This window comes from Pseudomonas sp. PB120 (assembly GCF_009761815.1).
Lineage (GTDB): Bacteria > Pseudomonadota > Gammaproteobacteria > Pseudomonadales > Pseudomonadaceae > Aquipseudomonas.
In genome coordinates this window covers 18,607-38,593 of the sequence record NZ_RWIN01000137.1, presented here as the reverse complement: position 1 = coordinate 38,593, position 19,987 = coordinate 18,607, and the positions used below count along the sequence as shown (strand labels likewise).

At 60.8% G+C, this 19,987-nt stretch carries 19 protein-coding genes and 1 other RNA gene; 16 read left to right on the top strand and 4 right to left on the bottom strand.

Going from position 1 to position 19,987, the window contains the following annotated elements; all coding sequences use genetic code 11:
* The first annotated feature begins 101 nt into the window (after window positions 1-101).
* A complete protein-coding gene (locus EJA72_RS24950; protein WP_007905304.1) occupies window positions 102-719 on the top strand; it encodes a glutathione S-transferase N-terminal domain-containing protein in 618 nt (205 codons plus the stop codon).
* Between the two features lie 16 nt (window positions 720-735).
* On the top strand, window positions 736-1,149 hold the full coding sequence (locus EJA72_RS24945; RefSeq protein ID WP_157714548.1) for a ClpXP protease specificity-enhancing factor: 414 nt from the start codon (window positions 736-738) through the stop codon (window positions 1,147-1,149).
* A 147-nt stretch (window positions 1,150-1,296) separates the two neighbouring features.
* Here EJA72_RS24945 and EJA72_RS24940 read toward each other — a convergent pair whose 3' ends face one another.
* From EJA72_RS24940 to EJA72_RS24925, 4 genes are all read right to left on the bottom strand, one after another.
* Window positions 1,297-1,875, bottom strand: a complete 579-nt coding sequence (locus tag EJA72_RS24940; protein WP_157714547.1) for a BON domain-containing protein — start codon at window positions 1,873-1,875, stop codon at window positions 1,297-1,299.
* Window positions 1,872-2,465: a phosphoheptose isomerase gene (locus EJA72_RS24935; protein WP_007972584.1), complete on the bottom strand. Its 594-nt coding sequence runs from the start codon at window positions 2,463-2,465 to the stop codon at window positions 1,872-1,874. The genes EJA72_RS24940 and EJA72_RS24935 overlap by 4 nt, the downstream gene beginning before the upstream one ends.
* Window positions 2,466-2,569: 104 nt before the next feature.
* The gene (locus tag EJA72_RS24930; protein WP_157714558.1) at window positions 2,570-2,932 is read right to left on the bottom strand and encodes a YraN family protein; all 363 of its coding nucleotides are present in this window, start codon (window positions 2,930-2,932) and stop codon (window positions 2,570-2,572) included.
* Complete coding sequence (locus EJA72_RS24925) at window positions 2,932-4,743, bottom strand: penicillin-binding protein activator (protein WP_157714546.1); 1,812 nt, start codon at window positions 4,741-4,743, stop codon at window positions 2,932-2,934. The genes EJA72_RS24930 and EJA72_RS24925 overlap by 1 nt, the downstream gene beginning before the upstream one ends.
* Window positions 4,744-4,951: 208 nt before the next feature.
* Between EJA72_RS24925 and rsmI the strand changes: the two genes are divergently transcribed.
* The 14 genes from rsmI to EJA72_RS24855 all read left to right on the top strand — a co-directional run bounded on the left by rsmI (window position 4,952) and on the right by EJA72_RS24855 (window position 19,987).
* Window positions 4,952-5,824, top strand: a complete 873-nt coding sequence (gene rsmI, locus EJA72_RS24920; RefSeq protein ID WP_157714545.1) for a 16S rRNA (cytidine(1402)-2'-O)-methyltransferase — start codon at window positions 4,952-4,954, stop codon at window positions 5,822-5,824.
* Between the two features lie 75 nt (window positions 5,825-5,899).
* An RNA gene (gene rnpB, locus EJA72_RS24915) (RNase P RNA component class A) lies at window positions 5,900-6,253 on the top strand.
* Between the two features lie 355 nt (window positions 6,254-6,608).
* Window positions 6,609-7,064, top strand: a complete 456-nt coding sequence (mraZ, locus tag EJA72_RS24910) for a division/cell wall cluster transcriptional repressor MraZ (RefSeq protein WP_178129570.1) — start codon at window positions 6,609-6,611, stop codon at window positions 7,062-7,064.
* Entirely contained in the window at window positions 7,061-8,008 is a 948-nt protein-coding gene (gene rsmH, locus EJA72_RS24905; RefSeq protein ID WP_372240739.1) for a 16S rRNA (cytosine(1402)-N(4))-methyltransferase RsmH, read from the top strand. The genes mraZ and rsmH overlap by 4 nt, the downstream gene beginning before the upstream one ends.
* A complete protein-coding gene (gene ftsL, locus EJA72_RS24900; RefSeq protein ID WP_003205353.1) occupies window positions 8,005-8,298 on the top strand; it encodes a cell division protein FtsL in 294 nt (97 codons plus the stop codon). The genes rsmH and ftsL overlap by 4 nt, the downstream gene beginning before the upstream one ends.
* Entirely contained in the window at window positions 8,298-10,037 is a 1,740-nt protein-coding gene (locus EJA72_RS24895; protein ID WP_178129572.1) for a penicillin-binding protein 2, read from the top strand. Before ftsL ends, EJA72_RS24895 begins: the two co-directional genes overlap by 1 nt.
* Complete coding sequence (locus tag EJA72_RS24890) at window positions 10,037-11,500, top strand: UDP-N-acetylmuramoyl-L-alanyl-D-glutamate--2,6-diaminopimelate ligase (RefSeq protein ID WP_157714543.1); 1,464 nt, start codon at window positions 10,037-10,039, stop codon at window positions 11,498-11,500. The genes EJA72_RS24895 and EJA72_RS24890 overlap by 1 nt, the downstream gene beginning before the upstream one ends.
* The gene (gene murF, locus EJA72_RS24885; protein WP_157714542.1) at window positions 11,493-12,860 is read left to right on the top strand and encodes a UDP-N-acetylmuramoyl-tripeptide--D-alanyl-D-alanine ligase; all 1,368 of its coding nucleotides are present in this window, start codon (window positions 11,493-11,495) and stop codon (window positions 12,858-12,860) included. Before EJA72_RS24890 ends, murF begins: the two co-directional genes overlap by 8 nt.
* Entirely contained in the window at window positions 12,860-13,942 is a 1,083-nt protein-coding gene (gene mraY / locus EJA72_RS24880; protein ID WP_008005012.1) for a phospho-N-acetylmuramoyl-pentapeptide-transferase, read from the top strand. The genes murF and mraY overlap by 1 nt, the downstream gene beginning before the upstream one ends.
* Before the next feature lie 6 nt (window positions 13,943-13,948).
* The gene (gene murD / locus EJA72_RS24875; protein WP_178129569.1) at window positions 13,949-15,295 is read left to right on the top strand and encodes a UDP-N-acetylmuramoyl-L-alanine--D-glutamate ligase; all 1,347 of its coding nucleotides are present in this window, start codon (window positions 13,949-13,951) and stop codon (window positions 15,293-15,295) included.
* Window positions 15,292-16,509: a putative lipid II flippase FtsW gene (gene ftsW, locus EJA72_RS24870; protein ID WP_157714541.1), complete on the top strand. Its 1,218-nt coding sequence runs from the start codon at window positions 15,292-15,294 to the stop codon at window positions 16,507-16,509. Before murD ends, ftsW begins: the two co-directional genes overlap by 4 nt.
* Window positions 16,499-17,569: an undecaprenyldiphospho-muramoylpentapeptide beta-N-acetylglucosaminyltransferase gene (gene murG / locus EJA72_RS24865; RefSeq protein WP_157714540.1), complete on the top strand. Its 1,071-nt coding sequence runs from the start codon at window positions 16,499-16,501 to the stop codon at window positions 17,567-17,569. Before ftsW ends, murG begins: the two co-directional genes overlap by 11 nt.
* Window positions 17,562-19,022, top strand: coding sequence for a UDP-N-acetylmuramate--L-alanine ligase (gene murC / locus EJA72_RS24860; protein ID WP_157714539.1), 1,461 nt, complete (start codon window positions 17,562-17,564; stop codon window positions 19,020-19,022). Before murG ends, murC begins: the two co-directional genes overlap by 8 nt.
* The gene (locus tag EJA72_RS24855) at window positions 19,019-19,987 is read left to right on the top strand and encodes a D-alanine--D-alanine ligase (protein WP_157714538.1); all 969 of its coding nucleotides are present in this window, start codon (window positions 19,019-19,021) and stop codon (window positions 19,985-19,987) included. Before murC ends, EJA72_RS24855 begins: the two co-directional genes overlap by 4 nt.

Sequence of the window (19,987 nt, the reverse complement as noted above, 5' to 3'; positions counted from 1 at the left end):
GAAGGTGTAACGAGTCTGGTTCTCCAGGCGTTACGGGAGGCGTCCTCTGGGCGCGCGCGTTTTTCCGCTTCCGATAATTTCTACAAGCGAGGAGGACCGCCATGGGCGTGACCAATCGGTTGGCCTGTTACTCCGACCCCGCCGACCACTATTCCCACCGAGTGCGTATCGTACTGGCAGAGAAGGGTGTCAGCGCAGAGATCATTTACGTGGAAGCTGGCCGCCAGCCGCCTAAACTGATCGAAGTGAACCCTTACGGCAGCTTGCCCACCCTGGTCGATCGTGACCTGGCGTTGTGGGAGTCGACCGTGGTGATGGAATATCTGGATGAGCGTTACCCGCACCCGCCATTGCTGCCGGTTTATCCTGTGGCGCGTGCAAACAGCCGTCTGCTGATTCACCGTATTCAGCGTGACTGGTGTGGTCTGGTGGATCTGATCCTGGATTCGCGGACCAAGGAAGCTGCCCGTGTCGTAGCTCGTAAAGAGCTGCGTGAGAGCCTGACAGGTGTGTCGCCGTTGTTCGCCGACAAGCCGTTTTTCCTCAGCGAGGAACAAAGTCTGGTGGATTGCTGCCTATTGCCAATACTCTGGCGATTGCCGATTCTGGGTATTGAACTGCCGCGGCCTGCCAAGCCGCTGCTTGATTATATGGAGCGCTCGTTTGCGCGTGAGGCTTTCCAGGCGAGTCTGTCTGGTGTCGAACGCGATATGCGCTAAGGCTTAAGGAGCCGCTATGAACTCCAGTCGACCTTATCTGGTCCGCGCGCTCTACGAGTGGATTGTGGATAACGATTGCACCCCGCACATGCTGGTCAATTCCGAGTATCCGTCGGTGCAGGTGCCTCAGGGTTTTGCCAGTGACGGACAGATTGTCCTGAATGTATCACCGGCCGCCGTGCGTCATTTGCACATGGACAACGACGCCGTCAGCTTCGAAGGTCGCTTTGGTGGCGTGCCGCACACCCTGTACGTGCCTATCGCATCGATCCTGGGTATTTACGCCCGGGAGAACGGCCAGGGCATGGTGTTCGATCTGGAATCGCCTATGGAAGACGAGGAAGAGATTGAGCCGGAAGATGATCTTCCGCCGCCAGACTCCGAGCCGCCGCGTCCTAGCGGTCGACCAAGTCTGAAAGTGGTGAAGTAACAAAAAAGGCGATCCAAATGGATCGCCTTTTTTATTGCCTCTGTAGGAGCGAGCCTGCTCGCGATGGACGTGAACGTTGATGCGTGCCGTCTGAATAAATGCGTTCACCGAACGTTCTTCGCGAGCAAGCTCGCTCCTGCAGGGTTATCAGTCGATGTATTCGAACAACTTCACGATCTTTTGCACGCCCGAAACGCCTTGCACCAGATTGGTCGCCTGAGCCGCTTCCTGCTTGGTCAGCAAGCCCAGCAGATAGACGATGCCGTTCTCGGTGACTACCTTGATGCGCGAGCCCGGGATGCTCGGATCGGTGAGCATCTGGGTCTTGATCTTGGAGGTCAGCCAGGTGTCGTTCTGGCGAGCCAGGAAGCCGGAAGGTGGCAGGACCTGCAGTTCGTTGTGAACCGTCTTCACACGCTGGACAGCGGCGGCGGCCTGTTCAGCCTTGGCCTTGAGGTCCGCGCGCGGGGTTTGTCCGGCGAGCAGCACGACACCGTTGAAGCTGGTGACAACAATGTGCGAGTCGTTATCCAGCGCCGGATCGGCCTTGGCGATGTTCACGCCCACTTTGGTGTCGATCAGGGAGTCGTCGATCTTGCTGCCCAAGGTGCGGGTGCCGCGGTCGTCATCGATCGGTGCTTCACGGCTGGCGTTAACTACCGAGGTACAGCCGCTGATGCCGAGGCACAGTGTCAAGGCCAGTAGGCCTAGGCGATTAGGGGTCATTCTTCACTCCCGAACAGTTGGCTGTCGATCAAGTCGCAAAGGCAATGGATCGCCAGCAGGTGGACTTCTTGAATACGTGCGGTGACATTGGCCGGTACGCGAATCTCGACATCTTCAGGCAAAAGCAGCGATGCCATGCCTCCGCCATCACGTCCCGTCAATGCTACGACAATCATTTCGCGATCATGTGCGGCCTGGATCGCTTGAATTATGTTTGCCGAGTTGCCGCTGGTGGAAATTGCCAGCAATACGTCACCCGGCTGGCCAAGGGCGCGGATCTGTTTGGAAAATATTTCGTTGTAGCTGTAGTCATTGGCGATCGAGGTGATCGTCGAGCTGTCTGTGGTCAGCGCGATGGCTGGCAGGCTCGGGCGTTCACGTTCGAAGCGGTTGAGCAGCTCGGACGAGAAATGCTGGGCATCGCCGGCGGAGCCGCCGTTGCCGCAAGAGAGCATTTTGCCTTCGTTGAGCAGGGCGTTGACCATGACCTGGCTGGCTTGCTCGATGTGCGGTGCAAGTACTTCCATCGCCTGTTGCTTGGTGTCGATACTGGCCTGAAAAAGCTGGCGAATTCGGGATTGCATGTCCATCTGTGTGACCTTAATTAGCGCGGCTACTTGGCACATGAATGTGCAGCCCGCAAAGCAAAGAGCAAAAGTGTTGGGTAAAGGTGTCCGGTTCAGGACGTGCGCGATCAGCTGTCGAAGGCATTCTGCAACCAGTTCAACTGATCGAGGCTGCTGTCGATGGCAACCACGTCGAAACGGCAAGGGGAATTGGCCCAACGCGACTCGCGCTGAAGAAAATACTGCGCGGCAACTATCAGTTTCTGCCGTTTGCGCCCATCGATGCTATCGAGCGCGCCACCCCATTGAGTGTTTTTTCTATAGCGAACTTCAACGAATACTACTGTATCGCCATCAAGCATGACCAGATCAAGCTCGCCGCGTTTACACAACCAGTTCTGCGCCAGCAGGCGCAGACCCTGTTGTTGAAGATGCTCGAGCGCATGGCGCTCGGCATCCTTGCCGCTTTGTTGGCGAGACCTGTCGGGCATCAGCGCGGGGTGTCTGGCAGGCGTTGAACCTGACCGCTGACGAACTGCGCCCATGGCAACTGGCGTACGACGCGCTGGTTCTGCGTCATGCCCAGGCTGCCCGACTGACCTTCGATGCGGCTGTCCGGAAGTGCCTTGAGTTGACCCAGGCGTGGTGCCAGGCGATAGGCATCGACACCCATTGCATACAACCGACCCAGGCTGCCAGCGGCTTGCGGCCATTGTGCCGTGACTTGTTTGCGCAGCGGATCATTGGCGTCCAGCAACCATGGGGTTTCGCAGAAGCGAATGCCGTTCATGTCGTTGTACTGGTTCACGTCGCCACTGGCGCTGAACACGTGGGACGTGGCGTAAACCGGCACGTCACCTGCGTATTGGAAGTTCAGGGTCGGCTTGATCTGCTGGGCCTGTTGCGGGGTTGCGGCCAGGAAGATGAATTCGATGTCCTGGCGGCGCGATGGCTGGGCAGCTACCTGCGAACCCACAGTGCTTTGCAGGCTCTTGGCGCGACCTTCGCTCTGACGCAGCTGGAACATATCGGCGATCTGCTGGGCGAGTTGCACCGGCTGGTCAACGCGTTCGGTGGCGACGATGCTGCCGCCATTGGCTTGCCAGTCCTGGCTGAAGGCTCTGAGTACGCGATCACCCCATTCGCCTTTCGGCACCATGATGGCGGCGCGATGCAGGCCATCGGCGCGAGCGCGACGGGACACTTCGCGGGCTTCGTCTTCAGCGGCAAGACCAAACTGGAACAGCTGTGGCGGACCTTGTTCGCCTTCGCTGTAGTTCAGCGCCAGGGTAGTGATCGGCAATTGCGGACGAGTGCTGAGCTGTTTGACCAGCGGTTTTTCCAGCGGGCCTACAACCAGTTGCACGCCGTCAGCCTGGGCCTTGCGGTAGAACTCGTCCATGGATGTCAGGCGCGAGCTGTCATAAAACTCGATGGCTGGTGGCTTCTGCCCGGCTTGTTGTGCCTGGTAATGCGCGGCCATGAAGCCTTCACGCAGCGCTTTGCCGACCGATGCCAGCGGGCCGTCTTGCGGCAGTAGCAGGGCGATCTTGCTCAGGGACTGGCCGGCCAGTTCCTTGAGCTTGGTCAGTGCCAGTGGCAACTGAATGGCCGCCGGGTGTTTGGGGTTTTGTTTGCGCCAGTTGTCGATCGCTGCTTGCTGCTGTTCCACGGTGCCAGCGGACTTCACCGCCAGCGCCAGACCCATCCAGCCGCCGAGGTCATCGGTGGTGGAGGGTTGCAATTGATCGGTGGGCAGCGAGGCGATCAGGGCCCAGATCGCTTCGTGGTTTTTGCTGGCGGCTTCACCGCTCAGCATCGGCGCGATAAAGATGCGCTCACGTGCAGCGGCCAGGGTCTGGCCATCGGCCTCCAGTGCGCGGGCGTGAACGGTGCCGGTGCGCACCTGCTGCTCAACGGGCAGTTCGCCCAGGCGTTGCAGGCTCGGATGGCTCAAGGCAGTCAGCGCGGCTTTCGGCTGGTTGCGGGCCATGGCCAGTTCGGCGGCCAGCGTCTGGGCGAAAACCTGTGGGCCAGGCTTGAGTTGTTCCACCGGTACCTGTTGCAGGATTTGTGCTGATTGGCCGGCATTGCCCTGGCGATACGCCAGGTCCGCCGCGCTCAGGCGCAACAGCGAGGCTTTTTCCGGGTCTTTGCTTTGAGCCGCCTGTTCGAGCAGTTGCTCGATACTGGCATCCGGGGTCCGTGGAAGTTCGCCAAGGCTGGAGGAGGGCGAGCTGGCGCAAGCCGCCAGCAAGGCAGCGAGGCAGAGGGCAGTGAACAGCCGCAGGCAAGCGATCATGTAGTGTTCCTGATACTCGATCAAATTAGCGTGGAATTGTACCCAAGCACTGGCCGGGGCGCGATGTTACTGGCGTGAATCGATCAATTTAGCTCGTGCAAATGTTGCTGCACGCCACAAAAGACCGAAAAACCACGAGCGGCTTGCTCGTATCGTGAGCGTCGCTACGCGCTACAATGGCGGTTTTACCGATCATGAGGTGTGCGCTTTGACTGCTCCAGGTGCTTTGAATTCCGCCGCTGGCTCGCTTTATGTGGTGGCGACGCCCATTGGCAACCTGGACGACATCAGCGCGCGAGCGTTGAAAATCCTGCGCGACGTCGCCCTGATCGCTGCCGAGGACACCCGTCATTCCCAGCGGCTGATGCAACATTTCGGTATTCCCACGCCGCTGGCCGCGTGCCATGAGCATAACGAAAGGGATGAAGGTAGCCGCTTTATCACCCGTCTGCTGGCGGGTGACGATGTGGCGTTGATCTCGGACGCCGGGACGCCGTTGATTTCCGATCCGGGTTATCACCTGGTGCGTCAGGCGCGTGCAGCGGGCATCAATGTGGTGCCGGTGCCGGGCGCCTGTGCCTTGATTGCTGCGTTGTCGGCGGCGGGGTTGCCGTCGGATCGTTTTATTTTCGAAGGCTTTCTGCCGGCCAAGGCCGTGGGGCGGCGCGCTCGTCTGGAGCTAGTCAAGGAAGAACCGCGCACGTTGATCTTCTATGAAGCTCCGCACCGCATCCTCGAGTGCCTGCAGGACATGGAGCTGGTCTTCGGTCCGGAGCGTCCGGCATTGCTGGCGCGGGAGCTGACCAAGACGTTCGAGACCCTTAAAGGCCTGCCGCTGGCCGAGTTGCGCGAATTCGTCGAGTCGGACAGCAATCAGCAGCGGGGCGAGTGCGTCGTGCTGGTGGCGGGCTGGTCGGCTCCCGAGTCCGAGGATGCCGTCAGCAGCGAGGCGATGCGTATTTTGAATCTGCTGCTCGAGGAAATGCCGCTCAAGCGTGCCGCCGCGTTGGCGGCACAAATTACCGGCGAACGTAAGAATGTTCTCTATCAGGTCGCGCTGGATAAACAAAAAGGCGAGTAAATCCCGACGTGCAGGCGTGCCCTGCGGCGTTTAGCGCTTGTTCTTCGGCCGCTCTGCCGTTAACCTTCGCGGCGGAGAGTCGATCGGACAGTCGCTGCCCTCTATGAAAATTAGGGGGGGGAGGAAAGTCCGGGCTCCATAGGGCGAAGTGCCAGGTAATGCCTGGGAGGCGTGAGCCTACGGAAAGTGCCACAGAAAATAACCGCCTAAGCGCTTCGGCGCCGGTAAGGGTGAAAAGGTGCGGTAAGAGCGCACCGCACGTCTGGCAACAGTTCGTGGCTAGGTAAACCCCACTTGGAGCAAGACCAAATAGGGTCCCAAGGCGTGGCCCGCGCTGGGACCGGGTAGGTTGCTAAAGATGTCCAGTGATGGCCATCGTAGACGAATGACTGTTCAAGACAGAACCCGGCTTACAGATCGACTCTCCACCTTTTTCCCCTCCCTGTTTGAATCATTGAGCAGGGCGCTCGTAATGGCAATTTCCCTCCTTCCAGAATCATCAGCAGAAGCACTTTCGTAATACCGAAAAAATCTTACTCTTAACAAACTACTTTAACTTCTGAGCGCAGCCTTCTGTGTTGACTCAAGTTATTACACAGTTTCATCTCCCAGATTCTCGTTACCCCTCTCGATACGCTCCTAAATCTCAGTTCTGTAAGGGTTTTCCTTTAATCCGCGCCTTGACGCTGCGGTGGCCGCATTCCTATAGTGTGCACAAGTGGCGGAAAGTGGCATAAAGTGGGTTTTTTAAACGCAAAACGCTAAAATTTGGAGAAACGCTGTCGTGTTTCGCGGAGCCAACGCTATCAGTCTCGACGCAAAGGGCCGTCTCGCTATGCCGAGCCGGTACCGTGACGAGCTCGTTTCGCGTAGTTCCGGACAGCTGATCATCACAATTGATGCCGTTGATCCGTGTTTGTGTGTTTACCCGCTTGATGAGTGGGAAATTATTGAAACCAAACTGCGCGCACTGCCTTCGCTTCGCGAAGAGAACCGCCGCCTGCAACGTTTGCTGATTGGTAATGCCGTCGACCTCGAGCTCGATGGCAGTGGTCGTTTTCTGGTTCCGCCGCGTCTTCGTGAATATGCCAAGTTGGATAAGCGCGCGATGTTGGTAGGCCAACTGAACAAGTTCCAATTATGGGACGAGGATGCCTGGGATGCGGTTGCTGCCGCTGACCTGGCTGCTATTCAACAACCGGGCGCCATGCCTGATGAACTGCGTGATTTGATCCTGTGACTATTGATAGCGGCTTTAACCACATCACCGTACTGCTTGACGAAGCCGTCGAGGCTCTCGCCGTACGTCCTGATGGCTGCTATCTGGACGGCACGTTCGGGCGCGGCGGACACAGCCGGTTGATTCTCAGCCAGCTCGGGCCTGATGGCCGGTTGCTTGGATTCGACAAAGATCCACAAGCGATTGCCACCGGGCAAGCGCTAGCGGCCGAAGACGGCCGCTTTGTCGTTGTGCAGCGCAGCTTTGCCGAGCTCGGTTCGGAAGTCGCGGATCGTGGCCTGGACGGCAAGGTCAGCGGTGTGCTGCTCGACCTGGGCGTGTCTTCGCCGCAGCTCGACGACCCTGAGCGTGGCTTCAGTTTTCTCAACGATGGCCCGCTGGACATGCGCATGGACCCGTCCCGCGGGATCAGCGCCGCCGAATTCGTCAACACTGCGCCGGTGGAAGAAATCGCCCGCGTGTTCAAGGAATACGGCGAAGAACGTTTTTCCGGTCGCATGGCCCGTGCCGTGGCCGAGCGCCGCGACATCAAGCCGTTCGAGCGTACGGCCGACCTGGCAGAAGTCCTGAAAGTGGCCAACCCGGCGTGGGAGAAAGGCAAGAACCCTGCAACCCGTGCGTTCCAGGGCCTGCGTATTCACGTCAACAACGAACTGGGCGACCTGGAAGCCGGCCTCGAAGCCGCACTGGAATGCCTGGAAGTGGGCGGCCGCCTGGTCGTGATCAGCTTCCACTCGCTGGAAGACCGCATCGTCAAACTGTTCATGCGCAAGCTGGTAAAAGGCGAAGCCGACAACTTGCCGCGCAATCTGCCGGTGCGCCACGTCGCCTTCGAACCGATCATCAAAATCCATGGCAAAGCGCAGTCCGCCTCCGAGGCCGAACTCAAAGCCAACCCACGTTCCCGTAGCGCCGTCATGCGCGTCGCGGAGAAGCTGCGGTGAGCAAGCTCTTCGCCAAGCCACTTCCCGGCGGAAGCTTTTTCATGCTGCTGCTGTTTATTGGCGTGCTCGTTTCGGCGATCGGCGTGTCGTACAGCGCCCACTGGAACCGTCAGCTGTTGAACTCGCTGTACAACGAGCTAAGCGTGCGCGACAAGGCGCAGGCTGAATGGGGTCGCCTGATTCTCGAGCAGAGCACCTGGACCGCCCACAGCCGGATCGAAGTGCTGGCCACCGAGCAACTGAAGATGCGCATTCCTGGCGCAGCTGAAGTGCAGATGGTGGCGCCATGATGAAACTCGAAGGTGCACTCTTTCCATGGCGGTTCCGCGTGGTGCTGGGTTTGCTCGGCGTCATGGTGATTGCTATCTGCTGGCGTATCATCGACCTGCAAGTCGTCGACCGTGCCTTCCTCAAGGGGCAGGGCGATGCGCGAAGCGTTCGTCATATTCCGATTCCGGCTCACCGTGGTCTGATTACCGACCGTAACGGCGAGCCTTTGGCCGTGAGTACCCCGGTCACCACCCTGTGGGCCAACGCCAAGGAAATGCAACTGGCCAAAGAGAAGTGGCCAGCCCTGGCGGCCGCGCTGGGCCAAGACCCTAAAGCCCTGGCCGAGCGCCTCGAGGCACAAGCCAACAAAGAATTCATTTATCTGGTGCGCGGGCTGACCCCTGAGCAGGGCCAGTCCGTGCTCGACCTGAAAGTCCCGGGCGTCTACGGGATCGAAGAGTTCCGTCGTTTCTACCCGGCCGGTGAAGTCACCGCCCATATGGTCGGTTTCACCGATATCGATGACCACGGTCGCGAAGGTGTCGAGCTGGCCTATGACGAATGGCTGGCCGGTGTCGCCGGCAAGCGACAGGTCATCAAGGACCGGCGTGGTCGACTTATCAAGGATGTTCAGGTGACCAAAAACGCCAAGGCCGGTAAGCCCTTGGCGTTGTCCATTGACCTGCGCCTGCAATACCTGGCCAACCGCGAGCTGCGCAACGCGATCATCGAGAACGGCGCCAAGGCCGGCAGCCTGGTGATCATGGACGTGAAGACCGGCGAGATCCTGGCCATGGTCAACCAGCCGACCTACAACCCGAACAACCGCCGCAACCTGCAACCGGCGATGATGCGTAACCGCGCGATGATCGACGTGTTCGAACCGGGTTCGACGATGAAGGCGATTTCCATGAGCGCCGCTATCGAAACCGGGCGCTGGAAGCCGAGCGACACCGTCGAGGTGTATCCGGGCAGCCTGCAGATCGGTAAATACACCATCAAGGACGTGTCCAAGACTGAAGGTCCGGTGCTCGACCTGACCGGCATTCTGATCAACTCCAGTAACGTCGGCATGAGTAAGGTCGCGTTCGATATCGGCGGTGAAACCATTTTCCGTCTGGCGCAAAAAGTCGGCCTGGGTCAGGACACCGGCCTGGGCTTCCCGGGTGAGCGCGTCGGCAACCTGCCGAACTACCGCGAATGGCGCAAGGCTGAAACCGCCACGCTGTCCTATGGCTACGGTATTTCCGTGACCGCGATCCAGTTGGTCCATGCCTTCTCGGCCCTGGCCAACAACGGTCGCCTCGCGCCGCTGACCCTGATCAAGACCGACAAGGCGCCGCAAACCACGCAAGTGCTGCCGGAAGCCGTCGCCAAAACCATGCAAGGCATGCTGACCCAGGTGATCGAGGCCCCGCGCGGTGTATTCCGTGCGCAGGTACCGGCGTACCACGTGGCCGGCAAGTCGGGTACCGCACGCAAGACTTCGGTGGGCTCTAAAGGCTACGCCGAAAACTCGTACCGCTCGCTGTTCGCCGGCTTTGGCCCGATGAGCGATCCGCGTTACGCAATCGTGGTGGTGATCGATGAACCGACCAAGGCCGGTTACTTCGGTGGTCTGGTATCGGCACCGGTGTTCAGCAAAGTGATGTCCGGGACGCTGCGCCTGATGAACATCACGCCGGACAACCTGCCACCTACTCAACAGGCCAACGCTGCACCGGTCGTTCCGCTGAAAGCCAATGGAGGGCGCGGCTGATGTCTCTGAGTCTGAACAAGATTTTTGCCCACGCCGGCCGCGATCTGCTGATCCGCGAGCTCAGCCTCGACAGTCGTAGCGTGCGCGCAGGCGATCTGTTTCTCGCCGTGCCGGGTGCCAAGTTCGACGGTCGTGCGCACATCACCGACGCGTTGCAGCGCGGTGCCGCTGCCGTAGCTTATGAAGTCGAAGGCGCCAACGTGCTGCCTATCACCGATGTGCCGCTGATTCCCGTCAAAGGCCTGGCAGCGCAGCTGTCGGACATTGCCGGACGGTTCTATGGCGACCCGAGCCGCCACCTGAACCTGGTAGGCGTGACGGGCACCAATGGCAAAACCAGCGTGACGCAACTGGTTGCGCAAGCACTGGATTTGCTCGGCCAGCATTGCGGCATCGTTGGCACCCTGGGCACCGGTTTCTACGGCGCGCTGGAAAGCGGTCTGCACACCACGCCGAACCCGATCGCCGTGCAAGCGACCCTCGCCGACCTGAAAAAGGCCGGCGCCAAAGCCGTGGCCATGGAAGTCTCTTCCCATGGCCTGGATCAGGGGCGCGTCACCGCGCTGGCGTTCGATGTTGCGGTGATGACCAACCTGTCTCGCGATCACCTGGATTACCACGGCACCATGCAGGCCTATGGCGAAGCCAAGGCCAAGCTGTTTGCCTGGAATGATTTGAAATGCCGGGTGGTGAACCTCGACGACGAGTTCGGCCGGCAACTGGCCGCCGAAAAACGCGAGTCGCGGTTGATCACCTACAGCCTGCTCGATAGCAACGCCTACCTGTATTGCCGTGAAGCGCAATTCGACGATGAAGGCGTGCGCGCCACGCTGGTCACGCCCCAGGGCGAGCACCATTTGCGCAGCACCTTGCTCGGCCGATTCAACCTGAGCAACGTGTTGGCCGCCGTCGGCGCACTGCTTGGGCTGGATTACGCGCTGGACGAAATTCTCAAGGTGCTGCCGAAACTCGAAGGCCCGGCCGGTCGCATGCAGCGCCTGGGTGGCGGTACCCAGCCATTGGTGGTGGTCGATTACGCCCACACCCCGGACGCACTGGAAAAAGTACTGACGGCCCTGCGCCCGCACGCCAAAGGTCGTTTGCTGTGCCTGTTTGGTTGCGGCGGTGATCGCGATCGCGGCAAGCGTCCGCTGATGGCCGAAGTGGTCGAACGCCTGGCCGACGGCGTTCTGGTAACCGATGACAACCCGCGCACCGAAGACCCTGCGTTGATTTTCGACGACATCCGTGCCGGTTTCACGGCGGTGGATAAAGTCAGCTTTGTCGCGGGTCGTGGCAAAGCCATTGCCCAGTTGATCGCCAGTGCTTCGGTGGATGACGTGATTGTCCTGGCCGGCAAAGGTCATGAGGACTATCAGGAAATCAACGGCGAACGTCACGATTTCTCCGATCTCGTCGAGGCCGATCACGCCTTGACCGCGTGGGAGGTGGCTCATGCTTAAAACCTTGAAACTGAGCGAAATCGCCGACGCCTTGAATGGGCGGTTGATCGTGGCCGATGCCACTTTTGACGGTGTCAGCATCGACAGCCGTGCGATCAAGCCGGGCCAGCTCTTTATCGCGCTGACCGGCCCGCGCTTCGACGGCCATGACTACCTGAACGACGTGGCCAACAAGGGTGCCGTGGCGGCGCTGGTCGAGCGTGAAGTCGCGAACAGTGCGCTGCCGCAATTGCTGGTCAAGGACACACGCCAGGCGCTGGGCCAATTGGGCGCACTCAACCGTGCCGCTTTCACCAAGCCAGTGGCCGCCATCACCGGTTCCAGTGGCAAGACCACGGTCAAGGAAATGCTCGCGAGCATCCTGCGTACTCGCGGTCCGGTGCTGGCAACCCGTGGCAACCTGAACAACGAACTCGGCGTGCCCCTGACCCTGCTCGAACTGGCGCCGGAACATACCGCCGCCGTGATCGAACTTGGCGCTTCGCGTCTTGGTGAAATTGCCTACACCGTCGGCATGACCAAGCCGCACGTGGCCATCCTCAATAACGCAGGGACCGCCCACGTTGGCGAGTTCGGCGGGCCTGAAAAAATCGTTGAAGCCAAGGGCGAGATCATTGAAGGTCTGGCGGCCGATGGCGTCGCCGTGCTCAATCTTGACGACAAGGCGTTCGACATCTGGAAAACCCGCGCTGCCGGCCGCAAAGTGCTGTCGTTTGCCCTGAGCAATGTCAGCGCCGATTTCTACGCCAGCGACCTGGATCGCGATGCCCGTGGATGCCCGGCATTCAACCTGCACAGCCCAGAAGGTGTGGAGCGCGTTCAACTGAACCTGCTCGGCACCCACAACGTGGCCAACGCCATGGCCGCCGCCGCTGCCGCGCATGCCTTGGGCGTGTCGCTGTTCGGCATCGCTACCGGCCTCGGTGCGGTGCAGCCGGTCAAGGGTCGTACCGTTGCGCAACTGGCCACCAACGGCATGCGCGTTATCGACGACACCTACAACGCGAACCCCACCTCAATGTGCGCCGCCGTTGATATACTTGCCGGCTTTTCCGGCCGCACCGTCCTGGTGCTCGGGGATATCGGCGAGTTGGGCGATTGGGCGGAGCAGGGGCACCGCGACGTGGGCGAATACGCCCGGGGCAAGGTTTCCGCGCTGTATGCCGTCGGCCCGATGATGACGCACGCCGTGAACGCATTCGGCCAGCAGGCTTTTCACTTTGCCACTCAGGCGGAGCTGATCAAGGCCCTGGGCGCCGAGCAAGACACAAACACCACCATTTTGATCAAGGGCTCGCGCAGCGCTGCGATGGAAAACGTCGTTGCCGCTTTGTGCGGGTCCAGTCTGGAGAAACATTAATGCTGCTGCTGCTAGCGGAGTATCTGCAACAGTTCTACAAAGGCTTCGCGGTCTTCCAGTACCTGACCCTGCGCGGGATTCTGGGTGTGCTGACCGCGCTGGTTTTGTCGCTGTGCTATGGCCCGTGGATGATCCGTACTCTGCAGAATCGTCAGATCGGCCAGTCCGTTCGCAACGACGGTCCGCAATCGCACCTGTCCAAGTCCGGCACGCCGACCATGGGTGGCGCGCTGATCCTGTCGTCCATCGGTGTCAGCACATTGTTGTGGGCTGACCTGACCAATCGGTACGTCTGGGTCGTATTGCTGGTGACGCTGCTGTTCGGCGCCATCGGCTGGGTCGACGACTACCGCAAGGTCATCGAGAAGAACTCCCGCGGCCTTCCGAGCCGCTGGAAGTATTTCTGGCAGTCGGTATTTGGCCTGGGCGCGGCGATTTTCCTGTACATGACCGCAGCGACACCGGTGGAAACCACGCTGATCCTGCCGATGCTCAAGGACTACAGCATTCCGCTGGGCGCAGGCTTCATTGTCCTGACCTATTTCGTGATCGTCGGCTCCAGCAACGCGGTCAACCTGACCGACGGCCTCGACGGCCTGGCAATCATGCCGACCGTGATGGTGGGCGGTGGCCTGGGTATTTTCTGCTACCTGTCGGGTAACGTGAAATTCGCTGAATACCTGCTGATCCCTTACGTACCGGGCGCGGGCGAGTTGATCGTATTCTGCGGCGCATTGATCGGTGCCGGTCTGGGGTTCCTCTGGTTCAACACCTATCCGGCACAAGTCTTCATGGGTGACGTCGGCGCGCTGGCGCTCGGCGCAGCCCTGGGCACCATCGCGGTGATCGTCCGTCAGGAAATCGTCCTGTTCATCATGGGCGGCGTGTTCGTGATGGAAACCCTGTCAGTCGTCATTCAGGTTGCGTCCTTTAAGCTGACCGGTCGCCGTGTGTTCCGCATGGCACCGATCCACCACCACTTTGAACTCAAGGGCTGGCCCGAGCCGCGCGTGATCGTCCGTTTCTGGATCATCACCGTGATTCTCGTATTGGTCGGCCTTGCCACCCTGAAGCTGAGGTAGAAACTCGTGTCTCTGATCGCTTCTGACCACTTCCGCATCGTTGTCGGCCTCGGCAAGAGCGGCATGTCCCTGGTTCGCTTCCTGGCGAACCGGGGCACGTCGTTTGCTGTGGCCGATACGCGGGAAAATCCACCGGAACTGGCCACGCTCAAGCGTGACTATCCGCACGTGGAAGTGCGTTGTGGCGAGCTGGACGTCGAATTCCTGTGCCGTGCCGACGAGCTCTACGTGAGCCCCGGCCTGGCGCTGGCGACCCCGGCCCTGCAGGCCGCCGCCGCCCGTGGCGTGAAATTGTCCGGTGACATCGAGCTGTTCGCGCGTAACGCGAAGGCGCCGATCGTGGCCATCAGTGGTTCCAACGCAAAAAGCACCGTGACCACGCTGGTGGGCGAGATGGCGGCAGCGGCCGGCAAGCGTGTCGCCGTCGGCGGTAACCTCGGCACTCCGGCGCTGGACCTGCTGCGCGACGACGTCGAGCTGTACGTGATGGAGCTGTCGAGCTTCCAGCTCGAAACCACCGATCAACTCAACGCCGAAGTGGCCACCGTGCTCAACGTCAGCGAAGACCACATGGATCGCTACAGCGGCCTGCCGGCCTATCACCTGGCCAAGCACCGGATCTTCCGTGGTGCCAGGCAGTTCGTGGTCAACCGTCAGGACGCCCTGAGCCGTCCATTGATGGGCGAAGGCCAACCCTGCTGGACCTTTGGTCTGAGCAAACCCGATTTCAAGGCATTCGGTATCCGCGAAGAAGACGGCGAGAAGTACCTGGCCTTCGAATTCCAGAACCTGATGCCCGTACGCGAGTTGAAAATTCGCGGCGCCCATAACCAGTCCAACGCCCTGGCGGCTCTGGCGCTGGGCCATGCGGTCGGCCTGCCGTTCGACGCGATGTTGGCGAGCCTGCGCACCTTTGCCGGGCTTGAGCATCGCTGCCAATGGGTCCGCGACCTGGATGGCGTGGGCTACTACAACGATTCCAAAGCCACCAACGTGGGCGCCGCACTGGCCGCCATCGAAGGCCTGGGCGCGGATATCGACGGCAAGGTCGTGCTGATCGCCGGTGGCGACGGTAAGGGCGCCGAGTTCAAGGACCTGCGTGATCCGGTGGCGGCCAACTGCCGCGCCGTGATCCTGATGGGTCGTGACTCCGACAAGATCGGCGAAGCCATCGGCGACGCCGTGCCGCTGATCCGCGTCGGGTCGCTGGTCGAAGCGGTGGAGCAATGCCGCGCCGCCGCGCAACCGGGCGACGTAGTGCTGCTGTCGCCAGCCTGCGCCAGTTTCGACATGTTCAAGAATTACGAAGACCGTGGTCACCAGTTCGTCCGCGCTGTGGAGGATCTGGCATGAGCCTGTTGAATATCATCAAGCCGTATCCATCGCCGATCATCACCGGGCGTGGTATCGACCTCGACTTCCCGATGCTCGCCGGTTGCCTGGCATTGATCGGCCTGGGGCTGGTCATGATCGCCTCGGCGTCGACCGAAGTGGGGGCCGTGCAGTCGGGCAGCGCCCTGTATTACATGATTCGCCACCTTGTTTACATCGTGCTGGGCCTCGGTGCCTGCGTCATCACCATGATGATTCCGATCGCCACCTGGCAGCGTCTGGGCTGGCTGATGTTGCTGGGTGCATTCGGTTTGCTGGTGATGGTGATCGTGCCGGGGATCGGCCGTGAAGTGAACGGTTCGATGCGCTGGATCGGCTTCAGCTTCTTCAACGTCCAGCCTTCCGAGATCGCCAAGGTGTTCGTGGTGATCTACCTCGCCGGTTACCTGGTACGTCGCCAGAAAGAAGTGCGCGAAAGCTGGATGGGCTTCTTCAAGCCCTTCATCGTGTTGCTGCCAATGGCCGGCCTGTTGCTGATGGAACCGGACTTCGGTGCCACCGTCGTGATGATGGGCGCTGCGGCAGCGATGCTGTTCCTGGGTGGCGTCGGGCTGTTCCGGTTCTCCTTGATGGTGGTTCTGGCGGTCGCGGCGGTGGTGCTGTTGATTCAAGTGCAGCCGTATCGAATGGCGCGGTTGACCAACTTTGCCGACCCATGGGCTGACCAATTCGGCGCTGGCTACCAGTTGTCGCAAGCACTGATCGCGTTCGGTCGCGGTGAATGGCTGGGCGTTGGCCTGGGCAATAGCGTGCAGAAACAGTTCTACCTGCCGGAAGCCCACACCGACTTCGTGTTCTCGGTCCTGGCTGAAGAACTGGGTGCCGTGGGTTCGTTGTGCACGGTCGCGCTGTTCGTTTTCGTTTGTATTCGCGGCATGTACATCGGCTATTGGGCCGAGAAGGCCAAGCAGTTCTTCGCCGCGTATATCGCGTATGGCCTGTCGTTCCTGTGGATCGGTCAGTTCCTGATCAACATCGGGGTGAACGTGGGCCTGCTGCCAACCAAGGGGCTGACCCTGCCGTTCCTCAGTTATGGCGGCAGTTCGTTGGTGATCTGTGGCGCGTGCCTCGGTCTGTTGCTGCGCATCGAGTGGGAGAGTCGAACCCATCTGGGCAGTGAGGAGACGGAGTTCCATGAAAGTGACTTCGCCGAGGAGACACCCCATGGGCGCTAACGTCTTGATCATGGCGGGCGGCACCGGCGGCCACGTGTTCCCGGCGCTGGCCTGTGCTCGCGAGTTCCAGGCCCGTGGTTACACCGTGCACTGGCTCGGGACACCGCGCGGCATCGAGAACGACCTGGTGCCGATGGCCGGTATCGAGCTGCACCGGATCAATGCCAGCGGTCTGCGCGGCAAAGGCAAGTTGTCCCTGCTGAAGGCTCCGTTCATGTTGCTCAAATCCGTCTGGCAGGCGCGGGCGATCATTCGTCAGCTGCAGCCAGTGTGCGTTGTCGGCTTCGGTGGTTATGTGACCGGCCCTGGTGGCGTCGCAGCCAAACTGGCCGGCGTGCCGGTGATCGTTCACGAACAGAACGCCGTGGCCGGTACCGCCAATCGGTTGCTGGTGCCGTTGGCCGCTCGAGTCTGTGAAGCGTTCCCCGACACCTTTACCCTGTCGGACAGCCGTCGGACCACCGGTAACCCGGTGCGCACCGAGCTGTTCCTCGACACACAGCGACCAGCCCTGGCCGGTCGCAAGGCGCGTTTGCTGGTCTTGGGCGGAAGCCTGGGCGCAGAACCGTTGAACAAGTTGCTGCCTGAAGCCCTGTCGCAAGTCGCCCCCGACCTGCGTCCGGAGGTGTTCCATCAGGCCGGCAAAAACCACGATGAAGTGACTGCAGAGCGCTATCGCGCGGCTGGCGTCGAGGCGCAGGTGCAGCCCTTCATCAAAGACATGGCCCAAGCCTATGGCTGGGCCGACCTGGTGGTGTGCCGCGCAGGTGCGCTGACCATCAGTGAACTGGCCGCCGCCGGTCTGCCCTCGATGCTGGTGCCCTTGCCCCACGCGATCGACGATCACCAGACCCGCAACGCCGATTATTTGGCCCGTGAAGGCGCTGCCTTCCTGATGCCGCAAAGAACGACTGGCGCAGCGGATCTTGCCGCACGCCTGACAGAGGTCCTGATGCAACCACAACGACTCACCGACATGGCCACGGCGGCACGCCGCCTGGCCAAACCCGATGCAACACGTAGCGTGGTCGATACCTGCCTGGAGGTGGCCCATGGTTGAGAATCAGAAAGCCATGCCGCAACCGGAAATGCGCCGCATCCGTCGCATCCACTTCGTCGGCATCGGCGGCGTGGGCATGTGCGGAATCGCCGAAGTGTTGTTGAACCTGGGCTATGACGTGTCAGGTTCCGACCTGAAAGCTTCGCCAGTGACCGAGCGTCTGGAATCGTTCGGTGCACAGATTTTCATCGGCCACCGCGCCGAAAACGCTGCGGCTGCCGACGTGCTGGTGGTCTCCAGTGCGGTCAATACGTCGAACCCTGAAGTCGCCACTGCGCTGGAGCGCCGTATTCCCGTGGTGCCGCGCGCCGAAATGCTGGCCGAGCTGATGCGCTACCGCCATGGCATCGCCGTGGCCGGTACGCATGGCAAAACCACCACCACCAGCCTGATCGCTTCGGTGTTCGCAGCCGGTGGCCTGGACCCGACGTTCGTCATCGGTGGCCGTCTGAACGCCGCGGGTACCAATGCCCAGCTGGGCACCAGCCGTTACCTGATTGCCGAAGCCGACGAAAGCGATGCCAGTTTCCTGCATTTGCAGCCGCTGGTGGCCGTGGTCACCAACATCGACGCCGACCACATGGCGACCTACGACGGTGACTTCAACAAACTGAAGAAAACCTTCGTCGAGTTCCTGCACAACCTGCCGTTCTACGGTTTGGCCGTGGTGTGCCTGGACGATCCGGTGGTCCGTGAAATCCTGCCGCTGGTTAAGCGTCCGACCGTCACCTATGGCTTCGGCGAAGACTGCGACGTGCGCGCCATCAATGTGCGCCAGCAAGGCATGCAGACCTTCTTCACCGTGTTGCGTCCCGAGCGCGAGCCGCTGGACGTCTCGGTGAACATGCCGGGCAACCACAACGTGCTGAACGCACTGGCGACCATCTGCATTGCCAGCGACGAGGGCGTCAGCGATGAAGCCATCGTCCAGGGCCTGTCCGGGTTCCAGGGCGTGGGTCGACGTTTCCAGGTCTACGGCGAACTGCCGGTAGACGGTGGCAACGTGATGCTCGTCGACGACTACGGTCACCACCCGACCGAAGTCGCCGCGGTGATCAAGGCCGTGCGCGGTGGCTGGCCGGAGCGTCGCCTGGTGATGGTCTACCAGCCGCACCGTTACAGTCGCACGCGCGACCTGTACGACGATTTCGTCAATGTACTGGCCGACGCCAACGTCCTGTTGCTGATGGAAGTGTACCCGGCCGGTGAAGAGCCGATCCCGGGCGCTGACAGCCGCAAGCTGTGCAACAGCATCCGTCAGCGCGGTCAGCTCGACCCGATCTATATCGAGCGCGGTGTCGACCTCGCGCCAGTGGTCAAGCCGCTGCTGCGTGCCGGCGACATCCTGCTGTGCCAGGGCGCCGGTGATATCGGTGGCCTTGCTCCAAAACTGTTGAAGAGTCCGTTGTTCGCTGGCGCCGTTGCCGCGCCAAGTGTGGGGAAGTTGAAATGACTGCTGCTTACGCCAATCTCGTCTCCACGCTCGCGCCGAAAGATTTCGGCCGCGTCGCCGTGCTGTTCGGCGGCAAGAGTGCCGAGCGCGAGGTGTCCCTGAAGTCGGGCAACGCAGTACTCGAAGCGCTGAAAAGTGCGGGCGTGGACGCGTTCGGTCTCGACGTGGGCGACGACCTGTTGCAGCGTTTGCTGAACGAAAAAATCGACCGCGCCTTCATCATCCTCCACGGTCGTGGCGGTGAAGACGGCAGCATGCAAGGCCTGCTCGAATGCCTGGGCATTCCCTACACCGGCAGCGGCATCCTCGCGTCGGCACTGGCGATGGACAAGCTGCGGACCAAGCAGGTCTGGCACAGCCTGGGCATTCCGACGCCGCGTCACGCGGTATTGAGCAGCGAGGCCGATTGTATTTCCGCAGCGACGGAACTGGGCTTCCCTTTGATCGTCAAACCGGCCCATGAAGGTTCAAGTATCGGTATGGCCAAAGTGACTTCCACGCCCGAATTGATCGACGCGTGGAAAGCGGCCAGTACCTACGATTCGCAAGTGTTGGTTGAACAATGGATTCAAGGTCCCGAGTTCACCATCGCCACCCTGCGTGACCAGGTGTTGCCACCGATTGCCCTGGGCACGACGCACAGTTTCTACGATTACGACGCCAAGTACGTGGCTTCCGATACCCAGTACCGGATCCCGTGCGGCCTCGACAGCGACAAGGAAAAAGAACTCATGGACCTCACGGCGAAAGCCTGTGAGGCACTGGGTATTGCCGGTTGGGGCAGGGCAGACGTGATGCAGGACGCCGATGGGCAGTTCTGGTTCCTGGAAGTCAACACCGCACCGGGCATGACCGATCACAGCCTGGTGCCGATGGCGGCCCGTGCTGCCGGTCTGGATTTCCAGCAACTGGTCCTGGCGATTCTGGCCGCCAGCATTGCCGGCAACAACGAGCCGCGAGGTTAA

What these genes read in the sequence shown, in the direction of transcription:
- EJA72_RS24950 (WP_007905304.1), top strand. Translation starts at nt 102, where the DNA reads ATGGGCGTGACCAATCGGTTGGCCTGTTACTCCGACCCCGCCGACCAC.
- EJA72_RS24945 (WP_157714548.1), top strand. Translation starts at nt 736, where the DNA reads ATGAACTCCAGTCGACCTTATCTGGTCCGCGCGCTCTACGAGTGGATT.
- EJA72_RS24940 (WP_157714547.1), bottom strand. Translation starts at nt 1,875, where the DNA reads ATGACCCCTAATCGCCTAGGCCTACTGGCCTTGACACTGTGCCTCGGC.
- EJA72_RS24935 (WP_007972584.1), bottom strand. Translation starts at nt 2,465, where the DNA reads ATGGACATGCAATCCCGAATTCGCCAGCTTTTTCAGGCCAGTATCGAC.
- EJA72_RS24930 (WP_157714558.1), bottom strand. Translation starts at nt 2,932, where the DNA reads ATGCCCGACAGGTCTCGCCAACAAAGCGGCAAGGATGCCGAGCGCCAT.
- EJA72_RS24925 (WP_157714546.1), bottom strand. Translation starts at nt 4,743, where the DNA reads ATGATCGCTTGCCTGCGGCTGTTCACTGCCCTCTGCCTCGCTGCCTTG.
- EJA72_RS24895 (WP_178129572.1), top strand. Translation starts at nt 8,298, where the DNA reads ATGAAACTCGAAGGTGCACTCTTTCCATGGCGGTTCCGCGTGGTGCTG.
- EJA72_RS24890 (WP_157714543.1), top strand. Translation starts at nt 10,037, where the DNA reads ATGTCTCTGAGTCTGAACAAGATTTTTGCCCACGCCGGCCGCGATCTG.
- murF (WP_157714542.1), top strand. Translation starts at nt 11,493, where the DNA reads ATGCTTAAAACCTTGAAACTGAGCGAAATCGCCGACGCCTTGAATGGG.
- mraY (WP_008005012.1), top strand. Translation starts at nt 12,860, where the DNA reads ATGCTGCTGCTGCTAGCGGAGTATCTGCAACAGTTCTACAAAGGCTTC.
- ftsW (WP_157714541.1), top strand. Translation starts at nt 15,292, where the DNA reads ATGAGCCTGTTGAATATCATCAAGCCGTATCCATCGCCGATCATCACC.
- murG (WP_157714540.1), top strand. Translation starts at nt 16,499, where the DNA reads ATGGGCGCTAACGTCTTGATCATGGCGGGCGGCACCGGCGGCCACGTG.
- murC (WP_157714539.1), top strand. Translation starts at nt 17,562, where the DNA reads ATGGTTGAGAATCAGAAAGCCATGCCGCAACCGGAAATGCGCCGCATC.
- EJA72_RS24855 (WP_157714538.1), top strand. Translation starts at nt 19,019, where the DNA reads ATGACTGCTGCTTACGCCAATCTCGTCTCCACGCTCGCGCCGAAAGAT.